The 15,569-nt window shown below is 49.4% G+C and carries 16 protein-coding genes; 1 reads left to right on the forward strand and 15 read right to left on the reverse strand.

Annotated elements, in window-relative coordinates; translation table 11 throughout:
• The 7 genes from Q0314_RS07580 to mltG all read right to left on the reverse strand — a co-directional run.
• The coding region (locus Q0314_RS07580; protein WP_298057942.1) for a 2-oxoglutarate ferredoxin oxidoreductase subunit beta at positions 1–530 on the reverse strand (530 nt) is incomplete at its 3' end.
• Positions 530–1,681 (reverse strand): 2-oxoglutarate synthase subunit alpha, encoded by a 1,152-nt coding sequence (locus Q0314_RS07585; RefSeq protein WP_298057945.1) that lies wholly within the window; start codon positions 1,679–1,681, stop codon positions 530–532. The genes Q0314_RS07580 and Q0314_RS07585, both read right to left, overlap by 1 nt.
• A complete protein-coding gene (locus tag Q0314_RS07590; protein ID WP_298057947.1) occupies positions 1,678–1,989 on the reverse strand; it encodes a 4Fe-4S dicluster domain-containing protein in 312 nt (103 codons plus the stop codon). The genes Q0314_RS07585 and Q0314_RS07590 overlap by 4 nt, the downstream gene beginning before the upstream one ends.
• A 282-nt stretch (positions 1,990–2,271) precedes the next feature.
• A complete protein-coding gene (locus Q0314_RS07595; protein ID WP_298057949.1) occupies positions 2,272–2,898 on the reverse strand; it encodes a CHAP domain-containing protein in 627 nt (208 codons plus the stop codon).
• A 99-nt stretch (positions 2,899–2,997) separates the two neighbouring features.
• On the reverse strand, positions 2,998–3,885 hold the full coding sequence (locus Q0314_RS07600; RefSeq protein ID WP_298057951.1) for a malate dehydrogenase: 888 nt from the start codon (positions 3,883–3,885) through the stop codon (positions 2,998–3,000).
• A gap of 12 nt (positions 3,886–3,897) precedes the next feature.
• Positions 3,898–6,114 (reverse strand): NADP-dependent isocitrate dehydrogenase, encoded by a 2,217-nt coding sequence (locus Q0314_RS07605; RefSeq protein WP_298057953.1) that lies wholly within the window; start codon positions 6,112–6,114, stop codon positions 3,898–3,900.
• 64 nt (positions 6,115–6,178) lie between these two features.
• Positions 6,179–7,141, reverse strand: coding sequence for an endolytic transglycosylase MltG (mltG, locus tag Q0314_RS07610; RefSeq protein ID WP_298057955.1), 963 nt, complete (start codon positions 7,139–7,141; stop codon positions 6,179–6,181).
• Here mltG and Q0314_RS07615 point away from each other — a divergent pair.
• Positions 7,071–9,620, forward strand: a complete 2,550-nt coding sequence (locus Q0314_RS07615) for an AsmA-like C-terminal domain-containing protein (RefSeq protein ID WP_298057956.1) — start codon at positions 7,071–7,073, stop codon at positions 9,618–9,620. The genes mltG and Q0314_RS07615 overlap by 71 nt on opposite strands.
• A 595-nt stretch (positions 9,621–10,215) precedes the next feature.
• Here Q0314_RS07615 and Q0314_RS07620 read toward each other — a convergent pair.
• The 8 genes from Q0314_RS07620 to Q0314_RS07655 form a co-directional block, all read right to left on the reverse strand.
• Positions 10,216–10,704, reverse strand: coding sequence for a flagellar protein (locus Q0314_RS07620; protein ID WP_298057957.1), 489 nt, complete (start codon positions 10,702–10,704; stop codon positions 10,216–10,218).
• Between the two features lie 56 nt (positions 10,705–10,760).
• On the reverse strand, positions 10,761–11,018 hold the full coding sequence (locus Q0314_RS07625) for a hypothetical protein (protein ID WP_298057959.1): 258 nt from the start codon (positions 11,016–11,018) through the stop codon (positions 10,761–10,763).
• A gap of 168 nt (positions 11,019–11,186) precedes the next feature.
• A complete protein-coding gene (gene hypA, locus Q0314_RS07630; RefSeq protein ID WP_298057961.1) occupies positions 11,187–11,528 on the reverse strand; it encodes a hydrogenase maturation nickel metallochaperone HypA in 342 nt (113 codons plus the stop codon).
• A gap of 145 nt (positions 11,529–11,673) precedes the next feature.
• Positions 11,674–12,723, reverse strand: coding sequence for a hydrogenase expression/formation protein HypE (gene hypE, locus Q0314_RS07635; RefSeq protein ID WP_298057963.1), 1,050 nt, complete (start codon positions 12,721–12,723; stop codon positions 11,674–11,676).
• 12 nt (positions 12,724–12,735) lie between these two features.
• A complete protein-coding gene (hypD, locus tag Q0314_RS07640; protein ID WP_298057965.1) occupies positions 12,736–13,833 on the reverse strand; it encodes a hydrogenase formation protein HypD in 1,098 nt (365 codons plus the stop codon).
• Complete coding sequence (locus Q0314_RS07645) at positions 13,830–14,144, reverse strand: HypC/HybG/HupF family hydrogenase formation chaperone (RefSeq protein ID WP_298057966.1); 315 nt, start codon at positions 14,142–14,144, stop codon at positions 13,830–13,832. The genes hypD and Q0314_RS07645 overlap by 4 nt, the downstream gene beginning before the upstream one ends.
• Entirely contained in the window at positions 14,144–14,950 is an 807-nt protein-coding gene (gene hypB, locus Q0314_RS07650) for a hydrogenase nickel incorporation protein HypB (RefSeq protein ID WP_298057968.1), read from the reverse strand. Before hypB ends, Q0314_RS07645 begins: the two co-directional genes overlap by 1 nt.
• 238 nt (positions 14,951–15,188) lie before the next feature.
• The coding region (locus Q0314_RS07655; RefSeq protein WP_298057969.1) for a GDYXXLXY domain-containing protein at positions 15,189–15,569 on the reverse strand (381 nt) is incomplete at its 5' end.

Genomic DNA, 15,569 nt, shown 5'->3' on the forward strand with positions numbered 1-15,569 from the left:
GGCTCTATCACGCTGCTGCGCGCTACAAAGGTCGCTCCTGCGGCGGTTGCGAGCTTGCACGCATCAAAATTCGGATCGATGTTGCCCTGCTGCGCCGTCACCGTCCAAAATCCTATCGGCGTAGTCGGGCTTGTTTGGGAGTTTGTTAGCCCGTAGATGAAATTATTTATCAAAACGTGGTTTAAATTTATATTTCTGCGGCATCCGTGGATCGTGTGATTGCCTCCTATCGCTAGCCCGTCGCCGTCGCCTGTTACTACGATGACGTGTTTGTCCGGGTTTGCGAGCTTGATACCCGTGGCATAGGCGATCGCGCGACCGTGCGTGGTGTGGACAGTGTTGCAGTTGATGTAGGAGCTAAAGCGCCCAGAGCAGCCGATGCCCGAGACCACGCACACGTCGTTCATATCCCAGCCTAGCTTATGGATTGCGCGGATTAGCGCCTTTAGTATCACGCCGTCGCCGCAGCCCCAGCACCACAGAGTCGGCGTTTTGTCGGTGCGTAGGTAGTCGTCGTAGTTAAATGCCATTAAAATTCTCCTATTTTTTGCGCGATTTCTTGCGGGCTGATCGGGCGACCGTTGGCTTTTAGCAGCGTCTTAAAGTCCTCTCTTAGCGTAGCTTTTATTATCTCGCCCGTATACTGGCCCAAATTTAACTCGCAGATCAAAATTTTGCTAAATTTAGCCGAGATCTCGCGTAGTTTTTCGCTCGGCGTCGGAAATAGCGTGATAGGCTTAAAAAGCCCTACTTTCACGCCTTTTTCGCGTAAATTTAGCACCGCTTCTTTTGCCGCGCGAGCCACGGAGCCAAACGCGATAATGCAAATCTCCGCGTCATCTAGCATAAACTCTTCGTAAAGCTCGAATTCGTGCGCGTGCGCGTTTATTTTGTTAAAAAGGCGCTTGATGTTGTAGTCCACGACCGCGCCGTCCTCGGTCGGAAAGCCCGTCTCGCCGTGATGCAGACCCGTAACGTGATAGCGGTAACCGCCAAAAAATTTATTTAGCACGGCAGACTCGTCCGCCGCGGCTCTGTACGGTCGGTAGTCTGCCGGATCGCCGCTAAACTGCCTGCGAGAGTAGATCTCTAGCTCGCTAGTTTGCGGCAGCACGGCCTTTGCATGCATGTGTCCGATCGTTTCGTCTAGCAGCAAAAACACGGGCGTCATGAATCTTTCGGCTAGATTAAACGCGCGAACGGTCTGTGTATAGCACTCCTCTAGGCTAGATGGCGCGATAACGATACTGTTTACGTCGCCGTGAGTCGGGTTTTTCGCCTGCAGGAGATCGCCCTGCGCCACGCGGGTAGGCAGACCCGTGCTAGGGCCGCCGCGCATGACGTTTACGATCACTAGCGGCACCTCCGCGATAAAGCCAAGCCCGATCTGCTCGGCCTTTAGCGAGATACCGGGACCCGAGCTTGCCGTCATCGCCTTTGCCCCGCTCATCGAAGCTCCCAGCGCCACCGAGATGCCAGCGATCTCGTCCTCCATCTGGATAAATTTGCCGCCGTGCTTTGGCAGCAACACGCTTAGCTCGTGCGCAATCTCGCTACTTGGCGTGATCGGGTAACCGCCGAAAAAGTTACACCCGCACTCCACAGCCGCAAGCGCGACTAGCTCGTTGCCGCTAGCGATGATCTCTCTTTTGCCGCCGTTATTATTTAAAAACTCGCTCATTGTCCCGCCTCTAATTTTTCAAATTTATTCTCTTTTACGGCGGTCGCGCGCTCTTTACTTTGGGCGGTTAGTTTAGCGAATTTAAAACCCTTTTCCGCTACGTAAATTGCAAAATCGGGGCAGTGTAGCTCGCACTCTCTGCACCCGATACAGGCCTCCGGATACACCACTTCGATCGTTTTACCTAGCACGGCGCGCGGCTCTACGGCCATCGCCAGTACGCCCGCAGGACAGCAGCTCACGCAGATATCGCACGCCTTACAGCGCGAGATATCGACCCAAACGGGAACGTCGTTTCGTATCAGCATATTTTTCCTTATCAAATTTAACTAGTAACGATAATTTTATAGCATTTAAGTTAAATTTGGTATTTAAATCGGATAGTAAAATAAAATTTGGAGTTTTTTTGTATGAAAACGAGCAAATTTGAAACGCCCGTGCGGATATTTTGTGATTTTTGGAGATATTGCTGTAAATTCGGTGCAGAGTAAATTTAGAAGTCAAATTTAGCGCCGCCGATCCGTAAATTTGACGACGAATTTATACGGATACGGCGGTAAATTTGAAGCGATAAGCATAAATAACTAAACTTAGTTTCTCCTTACGCTGGCTTTGCCAAATCCCGCAAATCTATTTGACGCAAGACACGACGTATTGTTATTTTTGCAAGATACGACATAGGAGTTTAGCTCTTTGTTGCCTTTTTTACGCGTGTTTTTATTTTTTAGATTCATAAAATCCACCGCATTTTTGCCTCTTGCATGATGCGTAAAGCCAACCGTGCCGTCTTTTTCTACGCTACTTACTATGCCTACATGAGTGACGATTTTTGCTTTTTTGTTATTTTTCGTGCTCCTAGTCGTGTTGTTGAAAAATACCAAATCTCCGACCTTCGGATCGTCAAAGGCGATCAGATTTTTACTCTCGTAAAGCTTAAACATAGCTTCGCTTTTTAGACCGTGCTTGGTGTAAAATTTATCAAGCTCTTTTTCGTCAAAAAAGTCTCGATTAAATTTTTTATTTATAAGCGTCACAAAGCCCGAGCAGTCGCCGCCGTCTCTTTTACCTATATATCCTTGCAGGAGATTTAGCAGGGCCGTTTCTTTTGTGTCGAGTCGGTCGCCGGTTTTACCATAAAATGTCTTGCTTCCCCAATTTTGGATTTTATCCTTTTCTAGCGAAGTAGTAGCTTGGGTTTTACTTTGCTTCGTTAACATCGTATTTTTGGGGGTGCCTGACGAAACGTTAGCGCACCCCGACATAAAAGCCGCTAAAAATAGGGCGTAAATTTTAATTTTATAATTTACAAGCATCGGCTACGCGATTACCCCGCTTTCTTTTAGAAATTTGATATTTGCAGCCGTTTGCGATTCGCCTTTTTCAAGAGCCGCTTTTTCCTCCGCGCTTGGTTGTTTGATCTCGCGCACGCCGCCCTTGCCTAGCTTAACGAGCCTACCGCCCGCGCACTCGCCCTCTATCACGCAGCAGCTTAGCCACTGTTCGCTGCCGGTTTTTATCGCCTCGCACATCTTGGCAGCAGCCGCGCCAGGAGCGTAATACGCCGACGTGCCAAGTAGCTTAACTATCTTTGCGCCGCCAGTTTTAGCCTCCTGCGCTACCGCGTCAAATTCGCCGCCCAGATCCACGCTCACGTTACTTTGTAGCGCGACCATATCGTCGTTGTGAGAGCCTATGATGTGTGCGCTAAATGCGCTGTTTTTTAGTCCCGTTTTTTGAGAGATCTCGTATTTTAGGCGCGCAGAGTCTAGTTCGCCAGCCATCCCCAGCACCCTGCTTTTATCAAAACCGCTCGTTTTATAGACTAGATACGTGAGCGCGTCAAGCGGATTAGTTACGTTTATGATGACGCAATTTGGAGCAAATTTAGCGATTTTTTCCACCGTGCCTTTTACGATACCGGCGTTTTTTAGAAGCAGATCTTCTCTAGTCTGCCCCTCTTTTCTAGGGCTTCCGGCGGTCACGACCACGATGTCGCTATCTTTAATCAACGAAAAATCATCACCGCCGGCAACGCCAACATCCAGACCGAAAACCGCCGCGCTCTGAGATAGATCGATCGCCTTTGCGCGCGCCACGTCGCCAAATATATCCACTAGCGCGATCTCGTCTGCGATGCCTCTTAGCAAGATAGCGCTAGCCGCGCTTGCGCCTACGTTTCCGGCTCCGATAACTGAAATTTTCATTTTTTTCCTTTTTTATAAAATTTGATTTTGTAAAATTTGATTAAATATTGCACTCGGCCTCATCGCCGCGCTCGCCTTTTTATCATCCGGCTTATAGTACCCGCCGATATCGACCTTTCGTCCTTGCGCCGTGTTTATTTGGGCCACGATCGCGCTCTCGTTTTGCGCGAGATTTTGGGCGACGATTTTAAATTTGTCGCCCAGCGACGTGCCGCTAGCGGCAAGCTCGCTCGCCCAGTAAAGCGCGATATAAAAATGGCTCGTGCGCGTATCTAGCTGTCCGACTTCAAACCGCGGGACTTTATTTTCTTTTAGATAGCGCTCTACGGCTGCATTTAGCGTATCTGCTAAAATTTGCGCCTCAGGACTTTGTTTAAAGCCTGCTAACTGCTCCAGACTAGCTCCCATAGCCAAAAACTCGCCCAGGCTATCCCAGCTTAGGTGATTTTGCTCCAGTAGCTGTTCGGCGAGCCTGGGCGCGCTACCTCCGGCTCCCGTCTCAAAGATACTTCCGCCCTCTAGTAGCGGCACGACCGAGAGCATCTTGGCGCTGGTTTCAAGCTCTAAGATCGGAAAAAGGTCGGTCAGATAGTCGCGCAGGACGTTGCCCGTGACGCTGATGCAGTCTTTGCCTCGCCTAATGATCTCAAGCGATTTTTTGCAAGCGGCCGCGGGAGAGAGGATCTCTATATCAAGCCCGCTAGTATCGGTGCTAGCTAGCTGCGCTCTTACTTTTTTTAGGATTTCTCGGTCGTGAGCCCTGTTTTCGTCCAGCCAAAATATCGCCTTTTGTCCCGTGATTTTCGCGCGTTTTAGCGCCAGCTCGACCCAGTTTCGCACGGCGACGTCTTTAACCTGCGTCATCCTAAATATATCGCCTTTTTCTAGCTCAAATTTAAATAAAATTTCGCCTTTGGCGTTTAGCACGCGCGCCTCGCCCGCTTCGCTCATCACGAATGTCTTATCGTGGCTGCCGTACTCCTCGGCCTTTTTAGCCATCAGTCCGACGTTTGAGACGCTGCCGATTTTAGCGGGATCTAGCGCGCCGTTTGCCTTGATATCAGCGACCGCTGCCTCATAAACGACGGCGTAGGTTTTATCTGGTATCACGGCTTTAGTTTCCCTGGCTATGCCCTCTTTATCCCACATTTTGCCGCCGTTTTTTATCATCGCGGGCATCGAGGCGTCGATGATAACGTCGCTAGGCACGTGTAAATTTGTAACGCCTGCGGCCGAGTTTACCATCGCCAAATTTGGCCTCTTTGCGTAAATTTCATCAAATTTGGCTTTTATTTTTTCCTGCGTAGCTTGAGGCAAATTTAAAATCCGCGCAAAAAGGTCTTTTAGTCCGTTGTTTTCGCTGACGTTTACGCTTTTTAGCTCGTCTGCGAACTCTTCAAAAACTTCCGCGAAAAAAATCTTTACGAAATGCCCGAAAATCACGGGATCGCTCACCTTCATCATCGAAGCTTTTAGATGGACGCTAAAGAGCAAATTTTTTGCTTTCGCGTCCGCGATTTGCTCTTTTATAAAGGCGTCTAGCTCTCGCGCGCTCATAAAGCTAGCGTCGATTATATCGCCCTTTTCTACCGCTAAATTTTCTTTTAGCACGCGTTTTTCGCCGCTTTTTGAGATAAACTCGACGCGTAAATTTTCATCCGCTTCAAAGCTAATCGAGCGCTCGGAGGAGTAAAAATCGCCGCCCTTCATATAGGCGACTTCGGTTTTGCTATCTTTTTCAAAAGGAGTGATTTTATATGGGTTTTCGCGGGCATAGCGTTTTACCGCACCGACGCATCTGCGGTCTGAGTTACCCTCGCGCAGCACCGGATTTACCGCGCTTCCTAGCACTTTGGCGTATCTAGCGGCCGCGTCTTTTTCCTCCGGAGTTTTTGGCTCGGACGGGCATGGCGGCAGATCGTAGCCTTTGGCGCGAAGCTCCGTGATAGCGGCGTTTAGCTGAGGCAAGCTAGCCGAGATGTTTGGTAGCTTGATGATATTTGCGCGCTTTTCTTGCGTCAAATTTCGCAGCATCTCCAGGTCGTCGCTCACGCGCAGATCAGGCGGTAGCTTGTCGTTAAAAGCGGCGATGATCCGCGCAGCCAGCCCTATGTCGGCCTGCTCTATCTCTATGCCGCCCGCGCGCAAAAACGCCTGCAAGATCGGAAAAAGCGAGTAGCTCGCAAGCAGCGGGGATTCGTCGGTTCTAGTGTAGACGATGTCGCTCATTTTTTCTCCTAAATAAATTTCGCAAAATCTTATCCAAATTTATATTAAAATGCCTTTTGATAGGCTATTTTTGGGAATTTATCGCGCCCACGTGCTCCTCATAGGTAGCGCTAAATTTATGCTTGCCCGTCTTTTTATCGCGAACGAAGTACAAAAACTCGCTCTGCGCGGGCCTTATCGCCGCCCTGATCGCAGCTAGTCCCACGGTACAGACGGGGCTTGGCGGCAGGCCTTCGTTTAGATAGGTGTTAAATTTGCTTTTATCGCTTCGTATGCGCTCGGCCGTGACCGTCTCGTGCGAGTAGAGTCCGTAGTTTAGGGTGCCGTCCATTTGCAGCTTCATGCCCTTTTTTAGGCGGTTTTGGATGACGGAGGCCACAAGTGGCATCTCATCCTCGCTCGCGGCCTCTTTTTGCACGACCGAGGCAGTAACCAGATACTCGCTCCAGCGCTTTTCGTCGTAGCTTCCCAGCAGCTCGGTCGCCGTTTTTTCGTGGGATTTTTCAGATAAATTTACCAGATGCGCGGCTAGCTGCTCTTCGTTTACGCCAAGGGGCACTTTGTAGGTTTCAGGCACCAAAAAGCCGTCTTCTAGCGGGGCAAATTTTGCGTAAAATTCGTTTAGCTTTGCCTCGCTCAAATTTAGCTTTTTTGCGACCTCTTGCAAAAACACGGCCGTCGTTTCGCCCGGAATCAGCGTTATTTGCGTTAGGGCCGCCTTTGCGGTCGTGAGCTTATATAAAAAATCAAGCTTGCTAAGCTTTGCCGCACCAAGGTCTATCCAGCCTGCTTGCACATGCCCCATAGCGCGCAAGATCGCGGCGTCAAATTTATTTGCGTCCGTATTTTTTTCGCTTAGATATGATATAATCGCAAGCGTACTGCCCTGAGGCACGAAAATGACCTCGCTCACGCTCACCGGGCGGCTAAGATAAACAAGAAAGCTCAGAAAAAATATGAAAATCATCTCGCTGATAATGAAGAAAATTTGGCGCATTTTGATCCCCGCGGTTTTGATATTCGTCATTTTTATAGCCGTCCTAAAACACGGAGTCGAGATAGAAAATATCGACGCGGGCGACTTTAAAATAGAGCAATTATATATAAAACTCGATAAAAAAATAATTTTACGCGCGCAAAATATAGAGATACCTAAACAAAGCGCCAAGGATAGCTCCGAGGACGCGCTGCTAGATCTATCCAAAAACATCGTCTGGATCGATAGGCTGTTTGACGAAATCCTACTCGAGCGCGTCAAATTTTTAAACAGCGAGTCCACGCTATTTTACAGAGACGACGTTTTTTATCTAGATAGCCCGTTTTTGGCGGTTAGCTCAAATTTCAAAGACACCGAAGATGGCATAACCGCAAACGTTTATCTACTCGAGTTTAAGGACTTTAACATCACTTTAAGCGGCGTTAGCAATGCCGATTTGAGGCGTCAAATTTACGATTTTAACGGTACGTTTTCAAGCCACGAGCTAAACGGAAACGCTACCGTAAATCTCAAAAAAGCCGAGCTAACATACGAGCTAAGCGACATAAACGCGACTAGCCTACGGGGCTTTATGGACGAGCTGGGCGCAAAAACTGGGCTAGATAAAGAGATAAAAAGCTGGATCTACGGCTACATCACGGCGGATAACTACTTCGTAAAATCGCTTCGGGGTAGATTTGACCTAAACAAGCAAGAACCCTATCTAAACGAGCTTAGCGCGCAGGGTTTTTCTAAAAACGTAAAGGTTAAATTTCACGAAAAACTACCCGCCGCCACAGCCGAGGGAGTCGATGTTGAGCTAAAGAAAGGCTCGCTATTTTTCACGCTAAAAAATCCAAAATGGCAAGGCAAAAATTTAAATGGAAGCAGTCTTGAAATCTATAAAATTTTCGAGGAAAAAGGCGCGGGACTCACGCTAAATTTGCAAACCTCGGCCATCTACGACAAAAGCGTAAACTCCATACTAAAAGCCTACGACATCGAGGTTCCCGTTGAGCAGCTAAGCGGCAAAACGGACGCCAAACTCACGCTTGATATCAAATTTGATCCGCTAGAAGTGACGCCTAAGGGCAAATTTAAGATCACCGGCGGGCAAACTCTGATCGCGGGAGCTAAATTTAACGTCGAAACCGCAGACGTCGAGCTTTTAAACGACAAGCTAAAGGTAAATGCGAAAAATACGGGGATGGACTTTTTTAGCGCGGACGTGGCGGTAGACCTTGATCTAGGCAAGCTTGCAGGCGACATAAACGGCACGCTAAAAGGGCTAAATTTGGCATTTGGCAAGAGCGAAATTTTAAAGCTAAACGCGATGCCGTTTGCGGCTAGGCTTGATTTTAGCGGCAAGGATACAAAACTAGATATCGCTTCGCCGGCCGCTGTGGGTTTAAAATTCGGCGCGCAAAACGAGATAAATTTACCCGACGCGCGCGATCTACTGCCCTACTCGCCGCTGCTAAAAAGCCTAAAAATATCAGAAGGCGGCGTAAATATAAAAACCAAAGATTTTGAAAATCTTAGCATAGAAGCTAACGGCGTTAAATTTGAAACTCCGCTGTTTAAAAAAGACGGCTCGCCCTACGATGCGGATAGCTTTGCCATTGACGTAAACGCAAAGGGCGCAACGGGCAAGAGCAAAAGCGGCGGGTTAAATTTCAAAATCGCGGGCGGTAAAACGGAGCTTTTTATAAAGGAGCTTGATCTGGCGCTTAGAGGAGATGAAAATTTGACCGACAAAGACGGCGACATCGAGTTTGAAGCCAAGGGTTCGAAGCTGATTTTAAACGACTTTAACGCGACTCTAGACCTGCTAGCCTACAGCGGCCAGAGTGCGGGCGGGACGGTGAGATTTGACGCAAAGCCCGCTCGCGGCAACTTTTCGCTCGTAAAATCGGACAAAAAATTTGAAATGTGGGCAAACGACATCAGAGGCGAGTTTATCAACTCGATCTTTAACATCAAAAGCTTTGAGGGCGGCAGCTTTAAAATGCGCGTTTTAGGCGGCAGCACCGATGATTTCAAAGGCGAAGTAAGGCTAATCGGCGCCACGCTAAAAGACTACACGTTTTACAACCAGCTTCTGACGTTTTTAAACTCCGTGCCGTCCCTGCTCGTGTTTAAGACGCCCGACTTTGGCGCGGACGGGTATCCGGTGAAATTCGGCAAAATTTTATTTGAGAAAAAAGGCGATGTATTAAAATTCCTAGCCATCGAGCTAGAAAGCTCAAGTGCCGATATCGGCGGACACGGCACGATAAATCTCGCAACCAAAGAGATCGACGTGGATCTGGAGCTAAAACTGCTAAAAGACGCCAGCTCCATCATCGGCAAGATCCCGCTCGTAAATCAGATCGTGCTGGGCAAAGACCGCACTCTCTCGACCGTCATCAAAGTGCGCGGGACGCTGCAAAAGCCGCAGTACTCGACGCAAATCCTGCAAGACGCGCTACTTTCGCCGTTTAAGATAATCAGAAACGTACTCGAAGCGCCGTTTTTGATATTTGAGTAAATTTCACGAGATTTCAGGCGTCTGCGCCGCTAGTTTGCGGGTTAAATTTAAGCCAAATTTGATACCCAGCGCCGCTTGGCTGCGCAAGGCGCTCGCTGGGTATCGGCAAATTTAATCAAATTTGCAGTCTTTGATATTTCTAAATGGCAAGCATGAGCACTACACTTAAAAAACCGAGTCGCAAACAAAATCCAAATAGCAAAATTTCGCCCTTAAAATAGAGTGGGCTCGCTGCGGATTTTTATAAATTTGTAATCTTTATAGGCCGTGAAAATCGCGAGCAAAACGCAAAAACGTCGCTGCGATACTTCGCGCCGCAAAGTCAAAATCGCACCCGCGCCAAATTTGATAAAAACGGCGCCAAGGCTAGCAAGATAAAACCGGCGTAGGCGTATAGTATACAGACGCGCTAAATGCGCTCAGGGCAAAAACGGCACTAAAAATTAGCGCGCCGACCGTAGATTTTGCACATTTCTTGTAAATTCACGGCGGGTTTTGGCGTTTGGCGCCGTCTTGCCGGGACTACGATTTTTATTAAATTTGCTTGCGTTTTAAATTTTATCGCTAGCGGCTCGGACGTTTTACGGCGTCAAATTTAGCCTTTGATCTCATCGTCAAAAAGCTCGCGAACGTCCACCCAAAAGCTTTCTGGCATAAAAATCGGCGAGTCCAAAATTTCCAGCAAACCGTCCCTAAAAGACAAAAACTCCGCGACTCTTTGGAGCCCGTCAACGGTTTTTATACTCATGTCCGCTAGCCGCTGCACCTTTACGAGCTGCATTTTATCAGCTGTCCACTCGGCAAATGCCAAAAACCGCGAATCGTCCGAAAACGTAAAACACGCCGTAGCCTGCTCGCTAAGTAAAATTTGCTCAATCTCGCCGCTTTGGCTAAATTTTACGTTTTTGCTCTCGCTCTCGCTTTCTTCGCGCTTCAAATTTAAACCTTGCGCCTCCGCGCTCGCGTAAAGCCGTAGCTCGCCCAAACTCGGCGCGCCCATGGCTATCTCATGACCTTCAAATTCCGCGCTAAATTTACCGTCCGCGCTGCACTCTTTTGCGCTGTAATTCCAAGCAGAACCCATTTATTTCCTTTCAAATTTATCTGCGCATTTGCCTGCGCCGCACAAATCTCGCGGTCTCACGGCTCAAAATCAAAGCAGTAAAAATCATCCACCTCGCTCCAAAGCTCTTTGAGCGACTGCCCGTCTATCTGAGGCGCAGCGTAGAGTTCTTGTAACGTGGAGAAATACCGCTCGCCGCTCGCATTTGCGCCGGATTCGTCCGCGCACCTTTGAAACGAGCAGCGATCCGCATAGGCGATGATTATATACTCTACGCCGCGCAGGCGAAAGCTAAGCTCGGGCTCGCCGCCATCGACCACGCATTTTAACAGCATTTGCTCTATGGTTTCAAATGAAAATTTGGGCGTTTGACTTCTTTTTAAATTTATTTTGCCGTATTTTTAAAGGTAGAAAATGCGTAAAATTTGCCGTGTTTTTGAAAGTAAATTTTAAAAATTAGCTCAAACTTGAGCACTGAATTTGAGCTAAAATTTGCGGCAAAATCACCGCATCTCAAGGCGCATGAGGTGCATATCCTCGCCGCCCGTGACCTCAAGCTGCTGCGAGCCGCAGGCCGGACAGGTGAAGTCGTTTTCGCTAAGCTCGCCGCTAAAACCGCAGCTTTTGCACTCCACGGCGACGTTTTGCAAGGTGATTGCAAGCTCGGCATTTTCGCAGATCGTGCCCGTTTTATAAACCTCAAACGCGCTTTCTAGATAGTGAGGCTCGACGCCGCTTAGCCGCCCGATACGCACCTCAAGGCGTACGACCTCTTTTGCGCCGTTTGCGGCGGCGTTTTTCTCGCAAAGCACGACTAGGCTTTGGACTATACTTAGTTCATGCATCAGATTTCCTTGATTGCGGACGTAGCGGATTTTATTTTTACGCACGCGTCTAGGGCGTAAATTTGATAATTTTTGCGAGACAGCTCTCGTGCCGCGCAAACCCGAAAATCTAGCGCATCTAAATTTGATCTAGCCATCGCCGCGCCTAGCATATTCGAGGCAGCAGCTCGCCCTTTGGCGCTTCTAAAAAGCGCTTCGAGCCGTATGCGTTTTGCAAGATGACGCGGCCGTTTGCGGTACCTAAAATCTCGCCGATCGAGGCTGCGTTAGCGTCAAATTTGCGCAAAATCTCAAGCGCGCGCGCCTCGTCTTTTTCATCTACGGCTAGCACGAACGTACCCTCGTTAGCTAGCTCATAAGGCTCAAAGCCAAACAGCTCGCAAACGCCCGTCACTTCGTCGCTGACCTTGATATCCTCCTCGCGCACGAGGATGTCTAGGCCGCTAAATTTCGCCCATTCGTTTAGCACCGCCGAGAGTCCGCCGCGCGTCGCGTCGCGCATACAAAGAGGCTTCACACCGCCTTCTATTAGCGCCTTTACTACGCCCACTAGCGCCTTGCAGTCGCTTTTTAGCTCGCTTTGCAGATCCAGCTCCTCGCGGCTGGCCAGTACTACTGCGCCGTGTCTACCCACATCGCCCGAGATCAGGATTTTTGCGCCCGCGCGCAGGCTTTTTAGCTCCACGCCCTCGCAGACGATCTCGCCGATACCGCTCGTGTTGATAAAAATTTTATCGCATTTACCGCGCGGCACGACCTTCGTATCGCCGCAGACGATTTGCACGCCGTTTTCGCGAGCGACAGCGGCTAGCGAGCCTAGCACGCGCTCTAGCTCGGCTATCTCAAGCCCCTCCTCGACGATTAGCGCGCAGCTTAGGTACTTTGCCTCAGCACCCACCATAGCTAGGTCGTTTATCGTGCCGCATGCGGCGATCTTGCCGATGTCGCCGCCGTTAAAAAATATCGGCGTAACCACGAAGCTATCGGTGCTAAAGGCTAGTTTGCCGTTAAATTTGGGCGTCAAATCTGCCGAGTCGCCAGCATTTTCGTCTGCGCGAAAATCGCCGAAATTTAATATCGCGCTATCGTTGCTCTCGCGCAAAATTTCATTGTCGAATATCCTAAAAATCGTCTCGTTTATAAGCGAGTTCATCTCCTCGCCGCCGCCGCCGTGGCTTAGCATTATCTTGCTCAAATTTGCCTCCTCTTAGCCCGCGCTTTTGACGTCGCCGTATTTGTAATATGCCGCGCACGCGCCCTCGCTAGAGACCATGCACGAGCCTACTGGGGTTTTTGGCGTGCAGGCTTTAGCGAAAATTTTGCAGTCAAAAGGCTTTGCGCGCCCGCGTAAAATTTCAGGGCAGATACAGGCCTTGCTCTCGCCTTTGCTTTGCACGCTACAGTCAAATTTGACCCTCGCGTCAAGCTCGGCGTACTCGGAGCGCAGCTTCATACCGCTTTGCGCGATCACGCCAAGACCGCGCCATGAGAAGTCGCACGGCTCGAAAAACTCGTCTATGAGCGCCTTTGCTTTTTGATTGCCCTCGCGCGTGACGACTCTGGCGTATTCGTTATAGACCTCGTGCGTGCCCGCGTTTTGCTGGCGGACGAGATTTAGGATGCCGTCCATCAGATCAAGCGGCTCAAATCCGCTAACCGCGATAGGCTTTTTATACTCGGCCGCGATGCTCTCGTAGATGCCATATCCCGTGATCACGCTCACGTGGCTAGGGCCCAAAAATGCGTCGATCTTGACGTCTTCGTCGTTTAGGATCGCTCGCACGGGTGCGGGGACCGTAACGTGATTTATATGGAAAAATAGATTTTTTATCCCGAGCTCCAGCGTTTTTTGGACCAAATTTGCGCTCATAGGCGTCGTCGTCTCAAACCCGATCGCAAAAAATATCACGCTCTTTTCGGGATTTTCGCGCGCGATTTTGATACAGTCTAGCGGGCTATATAGCGCTCTGATGTCACAACCTTCGCCGCGCAGCTTTTGCAGGCTGGTCGAGGAGCCTGGGACTCTGAGCATATCGGCTAGAGTGCACAAGATGGTGCCGGGCATCTGGGCTAGCTTGATCGCCTCGTCTATGCGGCTCCTTGGCATCACGCAGACGGGACAGCCGGGGCCGTGGACGAAATTTATATGCTCGCCCACTAGCTGAGGCAGGCCAAATTTCATGATCGAGTGCGTATGTCCGCCGCAAATTTCCATGATGTTTAGCGGTTTTACGCTCTCTTTTTTGATGAGTTTTGAAAGCGCCAAAATAAGCTCTTTATCGCGAAAATCATTGATTAGATTCACGCTTTTTCCTTTGCGTTTGGCTCATTTGCCGCCGCTTGCATGGCGCCTAGCCCGGCGTCGCCTTCGTCCGCGCCGATCTGGCCGCTCTCCATATCTTTGGCGATTTGGCGGTAGATTTCGATACTCTCTAGCGCAAATTTCGTATCGATTTTTTCCATCGCGTAGCCGACGTGGATGAGTACGTATTCGCCCACGGCTACGGGCTCGGCGATGAGATCGAGGCTCACGCGGCGACTCACGCCTAGCGTCTCGACGGTAGCGACGTTATCTTCGTCGATCGCGACCACTTTTGACGGGATTGAGAGGCACATTATCTAAGCTCTTTTTTAAATTTTAAGAAATTTAGCCACTTCTCCATACCTTCGCCGGTTTTTGCATCTAGCTCGATAACATCGACCTTCGGATTTAGTTTGCGAGCCTCTTTGACGACTTTTTTCAGGTCAAATTCAAAATGCGGCAACAGCGAAGTTTTGGTTATCACGATGAGATCGGCGGCGCGAAACATGACCGGGTATTTAGCCACTTTATCGTCGCCTTCAGGTACTGAGAGCAGCACGACGTTAAAGTGCGAGCCGACGTCGTAGCTAGCGGGGCAAACGAGGTTGCCGACGTTTTCTACGAAAACTATATCAAGGCCCTCTAGCGGCAGATGATGAAGCCCCTCGTGCACCATAAAGGCATCGAGATGACATGCCTGCCCGGTCGTGATTTGGTGGGCTTTGCCGCCAGCTTTTATTATGCGGTCGGCGTCTTGGTTGGTTTCTAGATCGCCCTCGACGACGCCGATTTTAAATTTACCGCTTTTTATCGTAGCTTCTAGTAGCGTTGTCTTGCCGCTGCCGGGGCTGCTCATGAGATTTACGCATAAAATCCCGTGCTCGTCCAAATGAGCGCGGTTGTGCGCGGCCTCTTCGTCGTTTTGGGATAAAATTTTCGTTATCACCTCGACCGTTTTGCTCTCGTTTAGCGCAGGGTGCGCGTGGCCGTGACTATGCTCGTGAGCCGCGCCGTGTCCGTGCTCGGCGCCGTGATCGTGAGCGTGCGAGTGGGTCGTGCCGTCCGCGTGAGTATGGGTATGGTCGTGTCCGCCGAGCGAGCATCCGCAATCTTTACACATTTTGTTTCTCCTTAGCGATTTTTTGGGGTTATTATACTCTTAGATGTTAAAATCTCGCTTTAGTTTCATACCTTGCGGATATTATTTCGTTGCGTTTTATTTATATTTTTGAGATTTTTGTGGCGGCGGCGAGATCGGTCAAATTTGACACAAATTTGAGCCACGTCAAATTTTATGGCTCAGGCTAAATTTGACTTCAGATTAGCCTAGTCAAATTTAGCCCTCTTTGCCAACAAATTTAATGTCCGCGAGACTCGCCCGCGTTTGGTTTTTCTACTACGATATCCTTGATGCGAGCTTTGCCGTTATCCATCACGCTGATGACGGCCGTGGCGTTAAACTCCATCATATCTCGCTCCATCTGCTGCGCTTTTTTAGGCGGCATAAAAAAGGCCTCGATGCCGAAATTTGCGGTATTATAATCAACCCTGCCAGCTAAAAACGTCCCGCCGTTAGGCCGCTCGAAGCTATATCTATCAAATTTATACCTGCCGTCTTTGTCCTGCTTTAAAACGGCGTAAATTTTAGCACCGTGCAGCTGCTGCCTTTTGCTTAAATTCGAGTCTCTTTTGTCCAGCTCGTAAACGCTCGCAAAGCCGTAGCTAAGGCGCACGTAGTC

Source organism: uncultured Campylobacter sp. (assembly GCF_938040115.1).
In the GTDB taxonomy this organism is placed as follows: domain Bacteria; phylum Campylobacterota; class Campylobacteria; order Campylobacterales; family Campylobacteraceae; genus Campylobacter_A.

What these genes read in the sequence shown, in the direction of transcription:
- Q0314_RS07620 (WP_298057957.1), bottom strand. Translation starts at nt 10,704, where the DNA reads ATGGGTTCTGCTTGGAATTACAGCGCAAAAGAGTGCAGCGCGGACGGT.
- hypA (WP_298057961.1), bottom strand. Translation starts at nt 11,528, where the DNA reads ATGCATGAACTAAGTATAGTCCAAAGCCTAGTCGTGCTTTGCGAGAAA.
- Q0314_RS07595 (WP_298057949.1), bottom strand. Translation starts at nt 2,898, where the DNA reads ATGTTAACGAAGCAAAGTAAAACCCAAGCTACTACTTCGCTAGAAAAG.
- Q0314_RS07605 (WP_298057953.1), bottom strand. Translation starts at nt 6,114, where the DNA reads ATGAGCGACATCGTCTACACTAGAACCGACGAATCCCCGCTGCTTGCG.
- hypB (WP_298057968.1), bottom strand. Translation starts at nt 14,950, where the DNA reads ATGTGTAAAGATTGCGGATGCTCGCTCGGCGGACACGACCATACCCAT.
- Q0314_RS07585 (WP_298057945.1), bottom strand. Translation starts at nt 1,681, where the DNA reads ATGAGCGAGTTTTTAAATAATAACGGCGGCAAAAGAGAGATCATCGCT.
- Q0314_RS07590 (WP_298057947.1), bottom strand. Translation starts at nt 1,989, where the DNA reads ATGCTGATACGAAACGACGTTCCCGTTTGGGTCGATATCTCGCGCTGT.
- mltG (WP_298057955.1), bottom strand. Translation starts at nt 7,141, where the DNA reads ATGACGAATATCAAAACCGCGGGGATCAAAATGCGCCAAATTTTCTTC.
- Q0314_RS07615 (WP_298057956.1), top strand. Translation starts at nt 7,071, where the DNA reads ATGAAAATCATCTCGCTGATAATGAAGAAAATTTGGCGCATTTTGATC.
- Q0314_RS07625 (WP_298057959.1), bottom strand. Translation starts at nt 11,018, where the DNA reads ATGCTGTTAAAATGCGTGGTCGATGGCGGCGAGCCCGAGCTTAGCTTT.
- Q0314_RS07600 (WP_298057951.1), bottom strand. Translation starts at nt 3,885, where the DNA reads ATGAAAATTTCAGTTATCGGAGCCGGAAACGTAGGCGCAAGCGCGGCT.
- Q0314_RS07645 (WP_298057966.1), bottom strand. Translation starts at nt 14,144, where the DNA reads ATGTGCCTCTCAATCCCGTCAAAAGTGGTCGCGATCGACGAAGATAAC.